The 16,095-nt window shown below is 63.4% G+C and carries 16 protein-coding genes; 10 read left to right on the top strand and 6 right to left on the bottom strand.

Translation table 11 applies throughout. From position 1 onward, the window contains the following. Window positions 1-49: 49 nt before the first annotated feature. On the bottom strand, window positions 50-781 hold the full coding sequence (locus tag AACH87_RS05840; RefSeq protein ID WP_338797824.1) for an ABC transporter ATP-binding protein: 732 nt from the start codon (window positions 779-781) through the stop codon (window positions 50-52). A 1-nt stretch (window position 782) separates the two neighbouring features. Continuing rightward, window positions 783-1,553 (bottom strand): ABC transporter ATP-binding protein, encoded by a 771-nt coding sequence (locus AACH87_RS05835; RefSeq protein WP_338797823.1) that lies wholly within the window; start codon window positions 1,551-1,553, stop codon window positions 783-785. 257 nt (window positions 1,554-1,810) lie between these two features. Here AACH87_RS05835 and AACH87_RS05830 point away from each other — a divergent pair, with 257 nt between their 5' ends. Next, window positions 1,811-3,628, top strand: a complete 1,818-nt coding sequence (locus AACH87_RS05830) for an ABC transporter transmembrane domain-containing protein (RefSeq protein ID WP_338797822.1) — start codon at window positions 1,811-1,813, stop codon at window positions 3,626-3,628. 83 nt (window positions 3,629-3,711) lie between these two features. After that, complete coding sequence (locus AACH87_RS05825) at window positions 3,712-4,221, top strand: tRNA (cytidine(34)-2'-O)-methyltransferase (RefSeq protein WP_338797821.1); 510 nt, start codon at window positions 3,712-3,714, stop codon at window positions 4,219-4,221. Here the strand turns inward: AACH87_RS05825 and AACH87_RS05820 are convergent. Further along, window positions 4,218-5,189, bottom strand: a complete 972-nt coding sequence (locus tag AACH87_RS05820) for a LysR family transcriptional regulator (RefSeq protein ID WP_338797820.1) — start codon at window positions 5,187-5,189, stop codon at window positions 4,218-4,220. The two genes, AACH87_RS05825 and AACH87_RS05820, sit on opposite strands and share 4 nt — an antisense overlap. Before the next feature lie 215 nt (window positions 5,190-5,404). Between AACH87_RS05820 and AACH87_RS05815 the strand changes: the two genes are divergently transcribed. Beyond that, on the top strand, window positions 5,405-5,719 hold the full coding sequence (locus AACH87_RS05815; protein ID WP_338797818.1) for a DUF4148 domain-containing protein: 315 nt from the start codon (window positions 5,405-5,407) through the stop codon (window positions 5,717-5,719). A 111-nt stretch (window positions 5,720-5,830) separates the two neighbouring features. On the opposite strand, the gene AACH87_RS05810 is transcribed toward AACH87_RS05815, so the two are convergent. The 3 genes from AACH87_RS05810 to AACH87_RS05800 form a co-directional block, all read right to left on the bottom strand. Then, window positions 5,831-6,295, bottom strand: a complete 465-nt coding sequence (locus AACH87_RS05810) for a MaoC family dehydratase (RefSeq protein WP_338797817.1) — start codon at window positions 6,293-6,295, stop codon at window positions 5,831-5,833. A gap of 117 nt (window positions 6,296-6,412) precedes the next feature. After that, complete coding sequence (locus AACH87_RS05805; protein WP_338797816.1) at window positions 6,413-7,033, bottom strand: ParA family protein; 621 nt, start codon at window positions 7,031-7,033, stop codon at window positions 6,413-6,415. 102 nt (window positions 7,034-7,135) lie between these two features. Next, on the bottom strand, window positions 7,136-7,774 hold the full coding sequence (locus AACH87_RS05800; protein WP_338797815.1) for a LysE family transporter: 639 nt from the start codon (window positions 7,772-7,774) through the stop codon (window positions 7,136-7,138). Window positions 7,775-8,060: 286 nt separating this feature from the next. Between AACH87_RS05800 and kefC the strand changes: the two genes are divergently transcribed. From kefC to AACH87_RS05765, 7 genes are all read left to right on the top strand, one after another. Further along, window positions 8,061-9,986 carry a glutathione-regulated potassium-efflux system protein KefC gene (kefC, locus tag AACH87_RS05795; RefSeq protein ID WP_338797814.1) on the top strand — a complete coding sequence of 642 codons (1,926 nt, stop codon included), beginning with the start codon at window positions 8,061-8,063 and terminating at the stop codon, window positions 9,984-9,986. A gap of 24 nt (window positions 9,987-10,010) precedes the next feature. Then, window positions 10,011-10,307, top strand: coding sequence for a YciI family protein (locus AACH87_RS05790; RefSeq protein ID WP_338797813.1), 297 nt, complete (start codon window positions 10,011-10,013; stop codon window positions 10,305-10,307). A 306-nt stretch (window positions 10,308-10,613) separates the two neighbouring features. Continuing rightward, on the top strand, window positions 10,614-12,740 hold the full coding sequence (locus tag AACH87_RS05785; protein ID WP_338797812.1) for a TonB-dependent siderophore receptor: 2,127 nt from the start codon (window positions 10,614-10,616) through the stop codon (window positions 12,738-12,740). Window positions 12,741-12,806: 66 nt separating this feature from the next. After that, window positions 12,807-13,955, top strand: coding sequence for a PepSY-associated TM helix domain-containing protein (locus AACH87_RS05780; RefSeq protein ID WP_338797811.1), 1,149 nt, complete (start codon window positions 12,807-12,809; stop codon window positions 13,953-13,955). Window positions 13,956-13,988: 33 nt separating this feature from the next. Further along, on the top strand, window positions 13,989-14,876 hold the full coding sequence (locus AACH87_RS05775) for a hypothetical protein (protein WP_338797809.1): 888 nt from the start codon (window positions 13,989-13,991) through the stop codon (window positions 14,874-14,876). A 2-nt stretch (window positions 14,877-14,878) separates the two neighbouring features. Continuing rightward, entirely contained in the window at window positions 14,879-15,229 is a 351-nt protein-coding gene (locus tag AACH87_RS05770) for a hypothetical protein (protein ID WP_338797807.1), read from the top strand. A gap of 92 nt (window positions 15,230-15,321) precedes the next feature. Further along, window positions 15,322-15,963, top strand: a complete 642-nt coding sequence (locus AACH87_RS05765; RefSeq protein WP_338797805.1) for a trimeric intracellular cation channel family protein — start codon at window positions 15,322-15,324, stop codon at window positions 15,961-15,963. Window positions 15,964-16,095: the final 132 nt, after the last annotated feature.

The following is a 16,095-nucleotide window of genomic DNA, read 5'->3' as shown; positions in this document are numbered from 1 at the left end:
ACCGGAATGCGAGAAACACAGAGCCCCTGAAAGGCGGCAACGCATGGCGCTACACACCCAAAAGCTCGTTGAGCACAGGCATCTTTTCCTGCAGCTGGCTTGCACCAAACTGCTCAACAATGCGACCGTGCTCCATGACGTAAAAACGGTCTGCCAGCGGCGCAGCAAAACGGAAGTTCTGCTCCACCATCACCACCGTGTACCCCTTCTGGCGCAGCGTGGTGATCATGCGGGCGAGGGCCTGAACGATGACGGGAGCCAGCCCCTCAGAGATTTCATCGAGCAACAGCAAGTTGGCACCCGTACGCAGGATGCGCGCCACTGCCAGCATTTGCTGCTCGCCACCCGAAAGCCGGGTGCCCTGGCTGTGCCGTCGCTCTGCCAGATTGGGAAACATGGCATAGATCTCCTGCACCGACATGCCTGGTGTGGAGGTCTTGAGCGCAGGCGGCAGCAGCAGGTTTTCCTCGCACGAGAGGCTGGAGAAAATGCCCCGCTCCTCTGGGCAGTAACCCACACCAAGATGCGCTATGCGGTGCGTTGGCATGCCCACCGTTTCCACGCCATTGATCTTGACAGATCCCTTGCGCGCCCCAGTCAGGCCCATCACGGCACGCATGGTGGTGGTGCGCCCTGCTCCATTGCGGCCCAGCAATGTCACCACTTCGCCGGGCTGCACAACGATGTCCACTCCGTGAAGAACATGAGACTCACCGTACCAGGCCTGCAGATTTCGGATTTCCAGCGCAGGCGTGCCGGATGCGGAGGCGCGGGTTGCCATGTCAGTGGGCTCCCTGCAATTGGCCATCCGTGGTGCCCATGTAGGCTTCCATCACCTGCGGGTTGCTGGAAACCTCTTCATAAGGCCCCTCAGCCAGGACCGCACCGCGCTGCAGCACCGTGATGCAATCGGCGATGGTGGAAACCACCTTCATGTTGTGCTCCACCATCAAAATCGTGCGCCCGGCAGAGACTTTTTTGATGAGCTGCGTGACACGGTCTACATCCTCATGCCCCATGCCTTGGGTGGGCTCGTCCAGCAGCATCAGCTCGGGCTCCATGGAGAGCGTGGTGGCAATCTCCAGAGCGCGCTTGCGGCCATAAGGCAGGTTCACGGTCACCTCATCGGCAAGGTCTTCCAGCCCCACCTCTGCCAGCAATTGCATGGCCCGATCGTCCAGCTGGTGCAGGGTGCGTTCGCTGCGCCAGAAATGAAAAGACGTGCCCAGCTTGCGCTGCAACCCGAGCCGTACGTTTTCCAAGAGCGTGAGGTGCGGAAACACTGCAGAAATCTGGAAGGATCGAATCACACCCCTGCGCGCAATCTGCGCGGGCGCCTCAGCAGTGATGTCCTGCCCGTTGAAGCGGATCACCCCCGAGGTGGGCACCAGAAACTTGGTGAGCAGATTGAAGCATGTGGTCTTGCCCGCACCATTCGGTCCAATCAGTGCATGTATCGAACCCCGGCGCACAGCCAGATTGACGTTGCTGACAGCGGTGAAGCCTTTGAACTCTTTGGTCAGGCTCTGGGTTTCAAGGATGACGTCACTCATTGCGCCTGGGTTACTCCGTGGTGCAGGATGAAAGCTCGACAGGTCAGGCGCACAGCGTCGCCCTTGACTGCGTTGCATCGTATGCGCCGAGGCGGGTCGGCAGATACTGGGAGTAATGCCTATGTATTAATGCCGAGACAATGACCCCACCCCAGCGATACCCAGCGATACATGAAAACCCCTAGCATGTATGTCGCGCAGGTACTGGCATCCCGCTGAAGCCCTGCACCGCACCCGCTCCCTCATCCATCCGCCTCATGGCCCCAACAAACTCCTCTTCATCCGCTCCACGGGGCGCACCCCGTTCACTGTCCGGGCTTCTGCCTTTCCTGCGGCCCTACAGGGGTCGCATCGCCTGGTCCTTGGTTTGCCTGGTCATGGCGGCTCTGGCCACACTTGCATTTCCGCTGGCGCTGCGCGACCTGATCGACACCGGGCTCAGTGGCGACAGAGGCTCCCAGGCCATGGCTCTGCAGGGACACTTTGGTGCGCTCTTTCTGGTGGCCGTGGCGCTCGGGGTGTTCTCTGCCGCACGGTTTTATGCCGTGAGCTGGCTGGGCGAACGCGTGACCGCAGACCTGCGCCAGGCCGTTTACAGCCATGTGCTCAGGCAAAGCCCACAGTTCTTTGAAAGCACCCAGACCGGAGAGGTGTTATCCCGCCTCACCGCAGACACCACCCTGGTGCAGACCGTTGTGGGCTCGTCCCTTTCCATGGGGTTGCGCAATGCAGTCACAGGCCTGGGGGCACTGGGCATGCTGGTGTGGACGAATCCCTATGTGATGTCTGTGGTGCTGCTCGCCTTGCTCGTGGTTGTGCTTCCGGCCATGTGGATCGGCAGGCGGGTGCGGCGACTGTCGCGTGACAGCCAGGACCGCGTGGCGGACTCCAGCGCGATTGCGGCAGAGGTGCTCAATGCCATTCCGGTGGTGCAGAGCTACACCGCGGAAAAGCTGGAAACACAGCGCTTTGCCTCGGCCTCAGAAAACGCCTTTCATACCGCGGTGCAACGCACCCGTGCCCGCTCTGTGCTGGTGGCCTTCATCATCATTGCCAATGCAGCGCTTCTGCTGTGGGGCTTGTACCGGGGGACGCAGGCCGTACTGGCGGGCGAGATGACCGCAGGCCACCTGGGGCAGACGGTGGTGTATGTGATGCTTCTGGCCGGTGCGGTGGCTGTGCTGGGCGAGGTGTATGGCGACCTGCTGCGTGCGGCAGGAGCCACTGAACGGCTGATGGAGCTGCTGGCAAGCCGCTCGCCGGTAGAAGAACCTGCGCACCCCCAACCTCTGCCGCATACCGGCAAGGGTTTGGCAGTGGAGTTTCGCAACGTGCAGTTTCGCTATCCCTCTCGCCCCGAAAAGCCTGCGTTGGCGGATTTTTCGCTGTCCTTGGCGCCTGGAGAGACCGTGGCACTGGTGGGAGCCAGCGGCGCTGGCAAAACCACGGTGTTCCAGTTGCTGCAGCGTTTTTACGACGTGGACCCTATGGCGGCAGACCCCCAGCCCTGCGGCATTTTTCTGAACGGGCAAGACATTCGCACGTTGGCATTGGACACCCTGCGCGGCCAGATCGGAACGGTGCCGCAAGATGCGGTCATCTTCGGGGCCAGCGCGCTGGAGAACATCCGGTACGGCAAGCCCGGTGCCAGCCTGCAAGAAGTGCGAGACGCTGCAAAGGCAGCGTTTGCGGACGATTTCATCATGGCGCTTCCGCAAGGCTATGACACCTTCCTGGGTGAGCGCGGTGTTCGGCTCTCCGGGGGCCAAAAGCAGCGTATTGCTATCGCGCGCGCTATCCTCAAGAACCCGCCCTTGCTGCTTCTGGACGAGGCTACCAGCGCGCTGGACGCCGAAAGCGAACGCATGGTGCAAGCGGCGCTGGATACCGCCATGCAGCGCCACACCGGCCAGCGCACGACCCTGGTCATTGCACACCGTCTGGCCACGGTGCAGAACGCAGACCGCATCGTGGTGCTGGAGCACGGCCGCATGGTGGAGCAAGGCACGCATGCAGAACTGGTGGCGGCCAAGGGTGTGTACGCCAAGCTGGCAGAGCTGCAGTTCACAGCCTGAATGCCGCCCTACTCGTCGCCCCCGCTTCGCCACAGGCCTGCGTAAGCACCAAGGGCTCCCCCGCGACCAACGACAATGGAGCCATGTTTCACATCGTTCTTGTCGAACCCGAGATCCCGCCCAACACGGGCAACGTGATCCGCCTCGCAGCCAACACGGGCTGCACGCTGCATCTGGTGGAGCCCCTGGGCTTTTCCATGGAAGACCGGCTAATGCGCCGCGCGGGGCTGGATTACCACGAATACGCCGAGGTGCTGCGCCACCGCAACTGGGATGCCTTCCTCGCCAGCGCACAGCCCGATCCGCAACGCATGTTTGCGCTGACGACGCGCGGCACGCGCGCCGTGCACGACACATCATTCCTGCCGGGAGACTGGCTGGTGTTCGGCTCAGAAACCCGCGGCCTTGCCCCCGAGCTGCGCGACAGCTTCGCCCCGGAACAGCGTCTGCGCCTGACCATGGTGCCCGGACAACGCAGCCTGAACCTGTCCAACGCGGTCGCGGTGACGGTGTTTGAAGCGTGGCGGCAGAACCACTTTGCCCTGCCGCTAACCCAGGCTTCCGCCCCCCAGCCTCCCGCCCCTTCCCACTAGGACTTCACTGGCTGCAGACGGGCCACCTCTGCCTGCTTGCGCAGCGCCACGGCCTGCCGCACCTGCTCGCTCAGAAAGTCCAGGAACACCTTGGTACGTGCGGGCAACATCCGCCCGGTGGGCAATGCCGCGTATACGGTGTAGCGCGAATAAATCCAGTCGGGCAGCAAGTGCACCAGCTCGCCACGGACCAGATGCTCCTGCGCGAGCAGGCGCGGTGCCACCGCCACCCCCATGCCATCGACAGCAGCACGCATGAGCACTTCGGTGCTGATGGATTGCAGCACGGAGGGCACCTCCACTTCCTGAGGCGGTTGGGAGCCATCCAGGCGCGCCAGGCGCAGTCGCCGCCCCAAGCCTGGCTGGGTTCGGGCTGCCATGCCAGAGTCGCGCAGATAGTCGTGGTGTGCCAGGTCCTGCGGCTCCGAAGGGTGCCCCAGCCCCTTGCGGGCCAGATAAGCCGGGGCTGCCACCACAATGGCTTCCCCCTGCATCAACGGTCGGGCCACGATGTTGCCGTCAAAGTACTCTCCGGCCACCATCAACGTGACGTCAAACTCGTCCACACGGCCAGAGGCATAAGCATCGATGTCAATGTCCAGCATCAGACGGGGATGCTGCGCGTGCCAGGTGGCCAGCAAGGGGGCGAGAAAGTTGCTGGCCAGCACGGGAGATGCCACCACACGAATGCTGCCACGCAGATCACGTGTGCTGGCGGCCGCAGCAGCTTCGGCGTCCTCGATCTCGTGCAGGATGGACCGCACCCGCGCCAGATAGGCCTCACCGGCTTCCGTCAGAGCGAGCTTGCGGGTGGTGCGCTGCAGCAGCCGGGTGCCGAGATGCTGCTCCAGATCCGCCACCAGCCGGGTCACCACCGGAGGGGACAACTCCAGCCACCGTGCGGCGGCTGCAAAGCCGCCTTCGTCCACCACGGCCTGGAACACCCGCATCGTCAGAAGCCTATCCATTTGAGCAATGATTTTTTACACAGAAACTGGATTATTTCTGTTTTGCGAATTATTCGTTGCCGACAGTGCTATTTTTCAAAGGGATAACCCTAGGTACAGTCTATCCCATCGATGAGCGAACCGCCAAACGGGCACTCACCGAGGCAGGACAGGAACCCGGCGCAAACCCGGGTTTCTGCCCCGGAGAACAGGCTCATTTTTGAAAGGACATCCTCATGAACTCGTACCGCACACTCGCCGCCGTCACCCTCGCACTCACCACTTTCGCTGCACAGGCTGACTCTGCCCTGCCACGCGATGGCGACTGGAACAGCTACCCCTTGGCCACCACCAGCAGCACCCTGACCCGCGAAGCCGTGGTGGCTGAACTGGTGGCCGCCCGCCAGTCCGGCACCCTGCCACAAGATGCCGAGTGGTACAACGTGCCCGCACCGCTGAACATTCCTGGCACAGCACTGAGCCGCGCCGAAGTGCGTGAAGGTGCCGTAGCCGCCGCCAAGGGCGCACGCACAACTCTTAGCGCTGAGTAAATAGCGCCCACAGACTCGGGGCTGCGACACACAGAGCCCCAGTAAAAAAGGCCTGCCGGACATATCCGGCAGGCCTTTTGTCATGACCGAGCGCCCGACGGCTCTACTGCTTCAAGGAGCTGCACCGTAGTTACGAGCCAAGGACTCCGCCACACACACGGGTTTGTCGCTGCCTTCACGCTCTACGGTCACCAGCCATGTCATCTGGATGCCGTCCGGCTCGATGCGCTCTGCCGCTTGCAACAGCAGGCGTGCGCGCAGGCGACTACCCACCGGCACCGGGGCGGTGAAACGCACCCGGTTGAGTCCGTAATTGACGCCCATGCGCGCGCCTTCGATCTTCAAGCCCAGATCAAAAAACCGGGGAATGAGTGACAGCGTAAGAAAACCATGGGCAATCGGAGCACCGAAGGGACCTGTCTTGGCACGCTCCGGGTCTACGTGGATCCACTGGTGATCGCCGGTGGCATCGGCAAACAGGTTGACTTGCTCTTGCGTGATGGTGATCCAGTCGGTCACGGCCACTTCCTGGCCGACGCAGGCGCTGACTTCGGTGTATGAGCGAAAGGTTTTCATCGCTTCAATGTAGCGCTGCAACCGGGACGCGCTTGTCTGGCGCGCGACAGCGAAGGGATGACGGGGCCAACGGGCGGCAGGACGGCGAAACCGGCCCGGCCGCCCCGGCCCCTCACATCAAGCGTCCAGCCAGCGGCAGATGCCCTGCCACTGTTCACGGTCGCGTGCCACGCGGGTGGTCGTGCTCACGTCAAACACCGTCAAACCCTGGGCAGCCAGGTGCACGTAATTCTGCGTGTCGCGCACATAGCCCAGCACCGGCAGGCCCAGTCCGTCCACGAAATGGTGCAGCTGCTCTGCCGAGCGGGTGCGCTCGTCAATGCGCATGCCCACAATGCCCACCTCTACCCCCGCCGACTGGCGGTGAGCCCGCAGCTCATCCAGAAAAGCCTGGGTAGCGTAGATATCAAAAATGCTGGGCTGCAGCGGCACGATGACCTTGTCGGCCACCTTCAACACATCTTTGAGCGCACTGCCATGCAGCCCGGCGGGCGTGTCCAGCACGGCATGGGTGGTGCCTTTGGGCGGACTCGTCAGGGCTCCCGTCTGGGTATCCCACTGGCCAATGGCGGCCACACTGGCCGGGCGCAGGCTCAACCACAGATGGGCCGACTTCTGGGGGTCAATATCGCCCAGCACGACCGTGTGCCCCTGGCTGGCGTAGTAACCCGCGACGTTGGTCGAGAGCGTGGACTTGCCCACACCGCCCTTGGGATTGGCAACAACAACCACTGGCATGTTGATCTCCTTGTGACGAGAAATAACCATCAAAAACCGGCTCTGCGCTTATCAATACGGCGCAAGAAGCTATCAAAAGAATAGCGTTTCACTTTGCAACCGCTATGCGTGCTGCGCACCGCGCTTCACGAAGAAGAGCCCCGCGCCCACGGCCATCAGCAGCCCGCCAAACACCCGATTTTGCACACGCACCGCACGAGCACTGCGCATCAAGCGCCGCAGGGCGCTGGCACCTGCCGCATAGCCGTGCATGACCACCACATCCACCGCCATGGTGGTCACGGCCATCACCAGCAGCTGCGTCCACAGCGGGCGCGTGTCGGTCATGAACTGGGGCAGCACCGCCACCATGAAGATGATGCCTTTGGGGTTGGTGGCGTTGGTCAAAAAACCGGTCAGGCAGCGCTTGGTCCACGGCCCGGCAGGGGCGGCCTCATCGCCGTGGATGGGAGAGCGGTCCCCCGCACGCCATTGGCTCAAGCCCACATAAATCAGATAGCAAGCGCCAGCCACCTTCACGGCGCTGAAAGCCACCTCAGACGCCAGCAGCAGCGACCCCACCCCCGCACCGGCAATCAGCAAGATGAGCAGCAGGCCCAGTTGGAGCCCGAGGATGGTGGCGCTGGTTTTGCGCACCCCGTACGACAAACCGTGGCTCATGGACAGCACTGCCCCCGAGCCGGGCGAGACCGCAATCAGGCAAGACGCCGCAAAAAAAGCCAGCCAGGTCTGGAAATCCATGAATGCACCGTAGGGAGAGAGCCGGGGAAGCACGGCTCAATGCAAAGCACCAAGCCGCGGATGTGGGCAGCGATGATAGCGCCAGTTTGTATGCCATACCGGAGCGTTGCGCAAGCCAGACAAGCGCCAACCGCTATGTATTAGATAGCACCAACACATCCTGTCCTGCACTGTTCACCCCAGCCATGAGGCACTCAGAGGTGTCAGAATCCCCATGACTGCCGCGCTCCCGGCATGGCTCCGCCCCCTCCTCTGACCTGCCTATCACCAGCCCCTCCGACACCCCATGGAACACGCACCCACCTGGCTTACCTACGGCTTGATGTACCTGAGCGCTGCCGTGCTGGCCGTTCCCCTCTCCAAAGCGTTGGGACTGGGATCCATCATTGGCTATCTGGCTGCCGGGATCGCCATTGGCCCCTGGGGCATGGGCCTGGTGAGCAATGTGCAGGACATCCTGCACTTTGCAGAATTCGGCGTGGTGCTCATGCTGTTTTTGGTGGGGTTGGAGCTGCAGCCCAGCCGCCTGTGGGCCATGCGCCGCCCCATCTTCGGCACCGGCAGCGCCCAGGTGCTGGGCTGCGCGGCCGCCCTGTTTGTGGCGGGCTGGCTAGCGGGCATGCCCTGGCGCATCAGCCTGGTGGCAGCACTGGGGCTGGCGCTGTCGTCCACCGCCATTGCGCTGCAGGTGCTGGCAGAGCGCAACCTGCTGCGCACCAGCAGCGGGCAGGCAGGCTTTTCGATCCTGCTTTTTCAGGACGTAGCTGCCATCCCCATTCTGGCGCTGCTGCCCCTGCTGGGAGCCGCCGCCGGGGCGGACGACAGCCACTCGGCAGGCGAAGTGGCGTTGGAGGCACTCAAGATCGTGGGCGTGATCGGTGCCATTGTGCTGGGTGGCCGCCTGCTGCTGCGCCCCCTGCTGCGGTGGATTGCCAAGAGCAAGACGCCCGAAATCTTCACCGCTGCGGCACTGCTGCTGGTGGTGGGCATTGCCTACTTGATGGTGATGGTGGGCCTGTCCATGGCGCTCGGCGCCTTCTTGGCAGGCGTGCTGCTGGCCGACAGCGAATACCGCAGCGAGCTGGAGGCCGACATTGAGCCTTTCAAAGGGCTGCTGCTGGGTCTGTTCTTCATCGCTGTAGGCATGAGCATCGACTTTGGGGTGCTCATGCGTTCCCCTGGGCTCATGCTGGCCATCCTGCTCGGGTTCATGGCAATCAAGGCGGTGGCCATCTACACGCTGGCCAAGGTAGTGAACATTCCCTACCAGGAGCGGCCCGTGTTCACCCTGCTGCTGGCCCAGGGCGGAGAGTTCGCCTTTGTGGTCTTTCAGGCCGCTGCAGGGGCGCAAGTGTTTTCGGGCGAAACGGCCTCTTTGCTGATCGGCGCAGTGGCCTTGTCCATGCTCATCAGCCCGCTGCTGCTGGTGGTGATGGACCGCGTCCTGCTGCGCCGCTACGCCCGCCTCAAGACGGCGGTGCCTCAGGCGCAGGAGATTTCGGAACAGCAGGAGGCCCCGGTCATCATTGCGGGCTTCGGCCGCTACGGCCAGATCGTTGCGCGGATGATGCTCACGCAAGGCATTCCCACCACGGTGCTGGACCACAGCGTGGAAATTCTCGAAATTGCACGCACTTTTGGGTATCGCGTGTTTTATGGCGACGCCACACGCCTGGACTTGCTGCGCATTGCCGGGGCCGAGCACGCGCGCGTGCTGGTAGTGGCAGTGGACGATCCCGAGCAGTCCCTCAAGATCGTCACCCTGGCGCGCAAGCATTTCCCCCAGCTACAGATAGTGGCCCGCGCTCGCGACCTGACGCACTGGAATGCACTGCGCGACGAAGGCGTCACCCTCGTGCAACGCGAACTGTTTGAATCCAGCCTGGTGAGCGCACGCACCGTGCTGGAACTGATGGGCCAGACACAGGCACAGGCACTGGAAGTGGCCCGCCGCTTCCGAGAGCACAACATCGCGCTGGCCGACCGCATGTACCCCCACCACAAGGACCGCGCCAAGATGATGGCCGTGGCCCGCGAAGGCCGTGCCCAGCTTGCCGAGCAAATGGCCAAGGAACGCCAGGAACAGGCCGCGCGGGAGGCTACTGCGCAGGTCTATCCAGGGTATGGCGGGGCTGAGGGTGAAGACTCCACACAGAATCAGCCCATTGCAGAGAATGAACCCAGTTCCGGGGTGAACAAAGACCGTTCCTAGTTTCAACAGTCAGCGTCAACAGCCATGCTCTTTGCGATCATCTTCACTGACAAACCCGGCTGCGGCGATCTGCGCGCGGCCCACTTGCAGGCGCATATTGATTGGCTGGAGGCACATCAGGAATTGATTCCTGTGGGCGGGTCTCTTCGCACGGAGCCCGGCGCTGTGCCCCAAGGGGGGTTATGGATCGCCACTGCCGAGTCCAAGGCACAGCTGGAAGCGTTGATTCAGAGCGACCCGTTCTTTATCGCGGGACTGCGCCAGCGTTACGAAATCCTGCACTGGTCGAAAGCCAACGACGCGCGCAAAGTCCTCATTTAACGCGGCGGGCATATACCCACTGGCGTCGTTGTTCCGCATGCCTGTCGCACTGCCAGACACGAAACGCTAGCCGCCACTGAAGCACCACGCTGATGGGGTTGCCTTTAACCTGAGAACAAGAACCGTTCTCAATAAATATACAATACTTTACTTAGCAACTGTTCAGAGCCTTTTTGTTGGACTCACGTCCAGAGAAGGCCTTGAACAGACCTGTACCCGCACCCCGGAGCCTCCGCGGTGCGAGCCCCGCCAGCCAGCGTTCCGACCACGCAAGCCCGCGTCCTGTTGTTGTCTTCGGAACCTGTCATGCCCCTTTATTCCCTGGCCTGCGCAAACCGCTTGCGCCTGGCGCGCGCATTCACCCTTACTCCCTTGGCCTTGTGCCTGGCGCAGGCAGCCGCTGCGCAGACGGCTGCGGGAGAAACCGCCGTGCAACTGCAGGAAGTCCGCATCAACGCCAGCACCGAAAAGGACATGGGCTTTGCGCCGGTAGAGGCTCAAACCGCCAGCAAGGCACCCATGCGCAGGCTGGAAACTCCGCAGTCCATCAGCGTGGTCACCCGTGAGCAGATGGAGTCGCGCCAGATCACCAACGTGCAGCAAGCGCTGCAGACCGTGGCGGGTGTGAGCCCGGTCAACTTTGGACGGCGGGGCTTTGACGACATCAACATCCGGGGCTTTCGCTCCACCGAATCCATTCTGGTCGATGGCCTGGTGCAAAGCCCTGGCATGTGGGCCAAGTTGCAGCCTTACGGCTACGAGCGCTTTGAAGTGCTCAAAGGTTCGGCATCGGTGCTCTACGGGCAGGTGCAGCCCGGCGGCATCGTCAATGCGGTGAGCAAGCGGCCCAAGAAAGAAGCGCTGAACGAGGTGGGCGTAGAGGTAGGCAGCTTTGGCCAGCGCACGCTGCAGGCAGACATCAACAGGCCGCTGTCCGAATCTGGCAAGTCTGCGCTGCGCATCAATGCGCAAGTCTCCAACGCCGACGACCCCACGCAGTTTGTGTACCGCAAGGACCGCTGGTTTGCGCCCTCGCTATCGCTCGACCTGGGGCCGCAGACCGACCTGGTGCTGTTTGCCACCTATAGCCAGAGCCAGTGGATGCGCCAGCAGGGCATCTCGCCCTATGGCACGGTGCTGCCCAACCGCAACGGCACCCTTTCGCGCACCCTGTTCACGGGTGACCCGAGTTTTGGCGGGTACGACGTAGAGAGCAAAACCGTGGGCTACACGCTGGAGCACAAGATGTCGGAGGCCATGACCTTCCGCCAGAACGTGCGCTACGAAACCGAGAAAGGCACGGGCAACTTCATCTCCAACCTGGCCCTGCAGGCCAACCAGCGGCTGCAAAACCGCCAGGCAACGCGCCAGTACATCGACTACGACCTGCTGGCCACCGACACCTCGCTGCTGTCGCGTTTTGAGGCGCTGGGGGTCAAACACCAGCTCGTGACGGGTCTGGACGTGCGCTCCGGCCACACCTACCAGGGCCAGCGCCGCTGCACCATTGGCGCGCTCGACCTGTTCAATCCTGTATATGGCATGGCAGCGACCTGCCCCACCAACCTGACGAGCGACGCACCCGAAAAGCTCACGGTGGCAGGCCTGTATGCGCAAGACCAGATCAAGTTCGGCCAGGGCTGGACCGCGCTGGTGGGCATGCGCCGCGACTGGTCTACCAATGAGATCAATGACCGCCTGGTCAAAAAGCAAACCCGCCAGAAAGACAGCGCCACCACGCTGTCAGCAGGCCTGGTCTATGAATTCAAGCCTGGCTGGTCTGCCTACGGCAGCTATGGGGAATCGTTCCTGCCTGTGTCAGGCCAGACCTTTGGCGGCTCCGCCTTTGCGCCGGAAACTGGCAAGCAATGGGAAGCGGGTATCAAGTACGAAGCCCCGGGCGGGCAACTGACGGGCTCGCTGGCCGTGTTTGACTTGGTGCGTGAAAACGTGACAACGGCAGACCCGGTGAACACAGGTTTCAACGTGCAGACGGGCCAGCAGCGCGCACGCGGCCTGGAGGCCGAATTGGGTGCAGACCTGAAAAATGGCTGGAAGCTCACCAGCGCCTACACGTACACACAAACCAAGGTCACGCGTGACAACAACGCCGCCATCGTCGGCCTGCCGCTCAACCTGACCCCGCGCCATACGCTCACGGCCTGGGCCACCTACAAGCTGCCGCAATACCCGCGCGTAACGCTGGGCCTGGGCGGGCGCTACGTGAGTGAACAGATCGGCTCCTACCCGTTCACACTGCCCTCGTACTTCGTGGCCGATGTGTCGGTGAGCTACGTGGGCGAGAACTACCGCATCACGGCAGGCGTCAAGAACGTGTTTGACCGCGCTTATTACGACGGTGCGATCAATGCCAACGTGGTGTCGCCCTCGCTGCCGCGCAACTTCAGCGTGGGGCTGACCTACTTCTTCTGACCTCCCGCCCACACGCTCCCATGCGCACCCGCGCACCCGCGCTCATCTCACCACCGCCAGCCACACATGCCCAGCCAGCGCACCCTTCACCGCCTCTTTGTCCTGCACTCCTGGGCAGGCATCGTCACAGGGCTGCTGCTGTTCATCGTGTGCTTCTCGGGTGCGGTGGTGGTGTTCAAAAACGAGATCGACTTGTGGGCCAACCCATCGCTGGCCCAATTGCCCAGGGCTGAGCCACCCGCACCGCTGGACACCGTGCTGGCAAGCCTGCAGGCCCGCTACCCCCAGTCGGTCGTCGAGACGATTGCGCTGCCGGACCCGATCAACCCCAACTACTTTGCCTTTGTGCGGGAGCCCGGCGCGCCCGCCAGTGAACGCACCAAGATCGCACTGCGCTCGGACACCGGGGCCGTGGTGGGCCCGGTGGACAGCCAGCTCGGCCAGTACCTGCGCATGCTGCATGTGTTCCTGTTTTTTGGGCCCCGGTGGATCGTGGGCTTTCTCGGCGTTGCCATGCTGGTGCTCATCGGCACCGGCATCGTCATCCACCGCAAAATCCTGGCAGAACTCTTCACCCAGCGCTGGGGGCGCAGCCTGCGGGTGGTGATGTCGGACCTGCACAAGTGCATCGGCATCTGGGGCCTGGGCTTTCACATCCTGATTGCGGGCACCGGGGCCTGGATGGGTCTGGCAACGCTGTTTGAGCAGAGCTTTCTGTTCGCCACCACAACTACCGGCGCCAATGCAGCGACCAAAACCGCAGGCAAGTCCGACACATCGCCCGCCACCATGCAGTCGCTGGATGGCTTGCATGCCGCTGCCGTGCAGGCGGTGCCCGGCCTGCAGACACGCTTTGTGTCGCTGCAGCGCTGGGGCACTTCCCAGGCCAAAGTCTCTTTCACCGGCAACCTGGACGGGCACCTGCTGAGCACCACGCGGGTGGAAGCCAACGCGGCCACGGGTGTGCTGACCCGCGTGCACGACCCGCGCAAGCAAGGCTTCTGGTCACAGTTCAATGGCCTGATGGAGCCGCTGCACTTTGGCGACTTTGGCGGGCTGGCACTGAAGTGGCTGTACTTTGTGCTGGGCATGACGCCCGCCTTTCTTTCCATCTCCGGCACGCTGATCTGGCTGGACTCGCGCAAGCAGCGCCAACGGGAGTCTGCGCAGGCTCCGATCCCTGGCGCATCCACTCACTCTGCCCCGGCGCACTAACCCACCGCCAAGCGCAACTGCCAAGACACGCCCTTGCCCGTGAAACGATCCATCCGCTTTTACCTCGCCCTGCATGCCTTCGTGCCCCTGGCACTGGCGGCATCCATGGCCCTGCATCTCGCCCCCACCCCAGCCCATTGGGCAGCGTTGGCACAGCGCCCGGTGTGGACGGTATGGGCGCTGATCGGTTTCTGGCTCGTGGTGTCTGCCCTGGCGGCTGCGTTGCAGCCCGTCGCACTATGGCGAATGGCCTTGTGGGCCGCAGGCGCCATGCTGCTCGCCCTGGGGCTGGCTGCGCTGCCACTGGGGGCGGCCTTGGGCGGCAGCATGTTGGGTGGTTTGCTGGCCTGCGCATTCGGTTGCGTGGCAATGGGCTTGGCGATTGCACCGGCGCGAGTGCAGGTCAAAGTGCCCAGACCAGTGCAACGCGCACCCCGCGCCGCACCACCTGCACAGGCCCTCACCGCCGAAACAGCGGCACATCGCCCCCTCTGGCACCGGATTGCCCCCTTGCACCACCTGGCTCAGTGGATGCGCTGGCCCCATTGGCCGTTCGTGGTGGTGGCGGCGCTGGGCATCGAATCGTTCCGCCTGGCCCATGTCGTGGGTTCCGGGATAGCTCGTCCGTCAGGCATGGCGGGCTTGCTGGTCGCATTCTTTCTGGCACTGCCTGCGGCCACCCTGCGCCACTGGTGGGGGCGGTGGGCAGCTGCGCTGTGGTTGCTGGCAGGCGTGGCCTACATTGGCCTGGCATTCAAGTCCGGGCTGCCCCAATGGCCAGTGGCTGCCGCACTGTGCTTGTGGCAACCCGCCTGGGCACTGCGCCAGCGCCTGCGTTTGCGCGCAACGCAGGCCAAGGCCGAGCACCAGACCGCATCCACAGGCACACCCGCTCGCTCCACCCCTCAAAGCGCCGCCTGACCATGGACGACCTTGCCTACCTGAGCATTGCCCTGGCCTCCCTGCTGGGGCTGACCACCTGGGCCCGCAGCACCCACACCCGCGCCTGGGGCGAGCCGAGCACCAGCCGCCGGGCCAAGGCACTCTTGCCCGCCACCCTGTTGCTGCAGGCCTGCACCGCCTGGCTCACCGGGCCCTGGGTGACGGGCATCACGCTGATCGCCGCCGCATGGATGCTGCTGGGTGCCGCCCTGGTACAGGCCATGAACCAGTGGCCTGCACGCACCCAACGCTGGGCCTTGCGCCTGGGCTGGCTGGGCATGGGCGGTTGCGCGGTGACTCTGGCTGCGACCCTCACTCAGGGCATACATTAAATCGGCCTCTAGCGCCTGAGGACAGAGCGCAAGCAGCTACATTTTCAATAGCAAACAGATTCTCCACACCCAAGCCCGGCACAATCGCGGGCATGCAATGGACTGTGACCCCCTGGATTGAACTGCTGCGCTTGGCGCTGGAAGTAGCCGCCACCGTGGCCTTTGCCCTGTCGGGCGTGATGATGGCAGCGCGCAAGCGCTTTGACGCTGTGGGCGTGTGCGTGGTGGCGTTTGTGTCGGCCTTTGGCGGGGGCACGCTGCGCGACCTGTTGCTGGACCAGCGCCCGTTTTTCTGGGTGCGCCATACCGAATTTGTCTGGGGCATCCTGGCGCTGAGCGTGGCCGCCATGCTGTTCATGCGCCAGCGCCACTTTGAGCCCACCGAGCGCGCCATGCTGCTGCCCGACGCCATCGGCTTGGGCCTGTTCGCTGCGGTAGGGGTAGACATTGCCGCCGCCGTGGGCATGCCACCGCTGATTGCCGTGATGATGGGCGTGACCACCGGGGTGTTTGGCGGCGTGCTGCGCGATGTGCTGTGCAACGAGGTACCGCAGGCCTTCAGCGACCATCGCCCCTACGCGCTGTGCGCCTTTGCAGGCGGCTGGGCCGACATGGCTCTGCGGCAGATTGAGGGCACGGCCGTCAGCCCCCTGCTGGCCTGCGTGGTGGTGACGGCCGGGCTGAGGGGCCTGGCGTTGTGGCGCAACTGGCAACTGCCTGCCTGGCGGGTTTAGATCGGCTGACACCCCCCTGGCGTCGTTGTTCCGTCTTGTCGTACTGCTTGTACTGCCTGCGACGGAACGCCTAGCCAGAGCCGCTTCGCTGAGTTGTTTCAGCCGCTCTTGGAGCCTCTTTCACTGGCTCCA

Origin of the sequence: Acidovorax sp. DW039 (genome assembly GCF_037101375.1) — a bacterium.
Lineage (GTDB): Bacteria > Pseudomonadota > Gammaproteobacteria > Burkholderiales > Burkholderiaceae_C > Acidovorax.
This window is presented reverse-complemented; position numbering and strand designations above follow the sequence as displayed.

What these genes read in the sequence shown, in the direction of transcription:
- AACH87_RS05840 (WP_338797824.1), bottom strand. Translation starts at nt 781, where the DNA reads ATGGCAACCCGCGCCTCCGCATCCGGCACGCCTGCGCTGGAAATCCGA.
- AACH87_RS05835 (WP_338797823.1), bottom strand. Translation starts at nt 1,553, where the DNA reads ATGAGTGACGTCATCCTTGAAACCCAGAGCCTGACCAAAGAGTTCAAA.
- AACH87_RS05830 (WP_338797822.1), top strand. Translation starts at nt 1,811, where the DNA reads ATGGCCCCAACAAACTCCTCTTCATCCGCTCCACGGGGCGCACCCCGT.
- AACH87_RS05825 (WP_338797821.1), top strand. Translation starts at nt 3,712, where the DNA reads ATGTTTCACATCGTTCTTGTCGAACCCGAGATCCCGCCCAACACGGGC.
- AACH87_RS05820 (WP_338797820.1), bottom strand. Translation starts at nt 5,189, where the DNA reads ATGGATAGGCTTCTGACGATGCGGGTGTTCCAGGCCGTGGTGGACGAA.
- AACH87_RS05815 (WP_338797818.1), top strand. Translation starts at nt 5,405, where the DNA reads ATGAACTCGTACCGCACACTCGCCGCCGTCACCCTCGCACTCACCACT.
- AACH87_RS05810 (WP_338797817.1), bottom strand. Translation starts at nt 6,295, where the DNA reads ATGAAAACCTTTCGCTCATACACCGAAGTCAGCGCCTGCGTCGGCCAG.
- AACH87_RS05805 (WP_338797816.1), bottom strand. Translation starts at nt 7,033, where the DNA reads ATGCCAGTGGTTGTTGTTGCCAATCCCAAGGGCGGTGTGGGCAAGTCC.
- AACH87_RS05800 (WP_338797815.1), bottom strand. Translation starts at nt 7,774, where the DNA reads ATGGATTTCCAGACCTGGCTGGCTTTTTTTGCGGCGTCTTGCCTGATT.
- kefC (WP_338797814.1), top strand. Translation starts at nt 8,061, where the DNA reads ATGGAACACGCACCCACCTGGCTTACCTACGGCTTGATGTACCTGAGC.
- AACH87_RS05790 (WP_338797813.1), top strand. Translation starts at nt 10,011, where the DNA reads ATGCTCTTTGCGATCATCTTCACTGACAAACCCGGCTGCGGCGATCTG.
- AACH87_RS05785 (WP_338797812.1), top strand. Translation starts at nt 10,614, where the DNA reads ATGCCCCTTTATTCCCTGGCCTGCGCAAACCGCTTGCGCCTGGCGCGC.
- AACH87_RS05780 (WP_338797811.1), top strand. Translation starts at nt 12,807, where the DNA reads ATGCCCAGCCAGCGCACCCTTCACCGCCTCTTTGTCCTGCACTCCTGG.
- AACH87_RS05770 (WP_338797807.1), top strand. Translation starts at nt 14,879, where the DNA reads ATGGACGACCTTGCCTACCTGAGCATTGCCCTGGCCTCCCTGCTGGGG.
- AACH87_RS05765 (WP_338797805.1), top strand. Translation starts at nt 15,322, where the DNA reads ATGCAATGGACTGTGACCCCCTGGATTGAACTGCTGCGCTTGGCGCTG.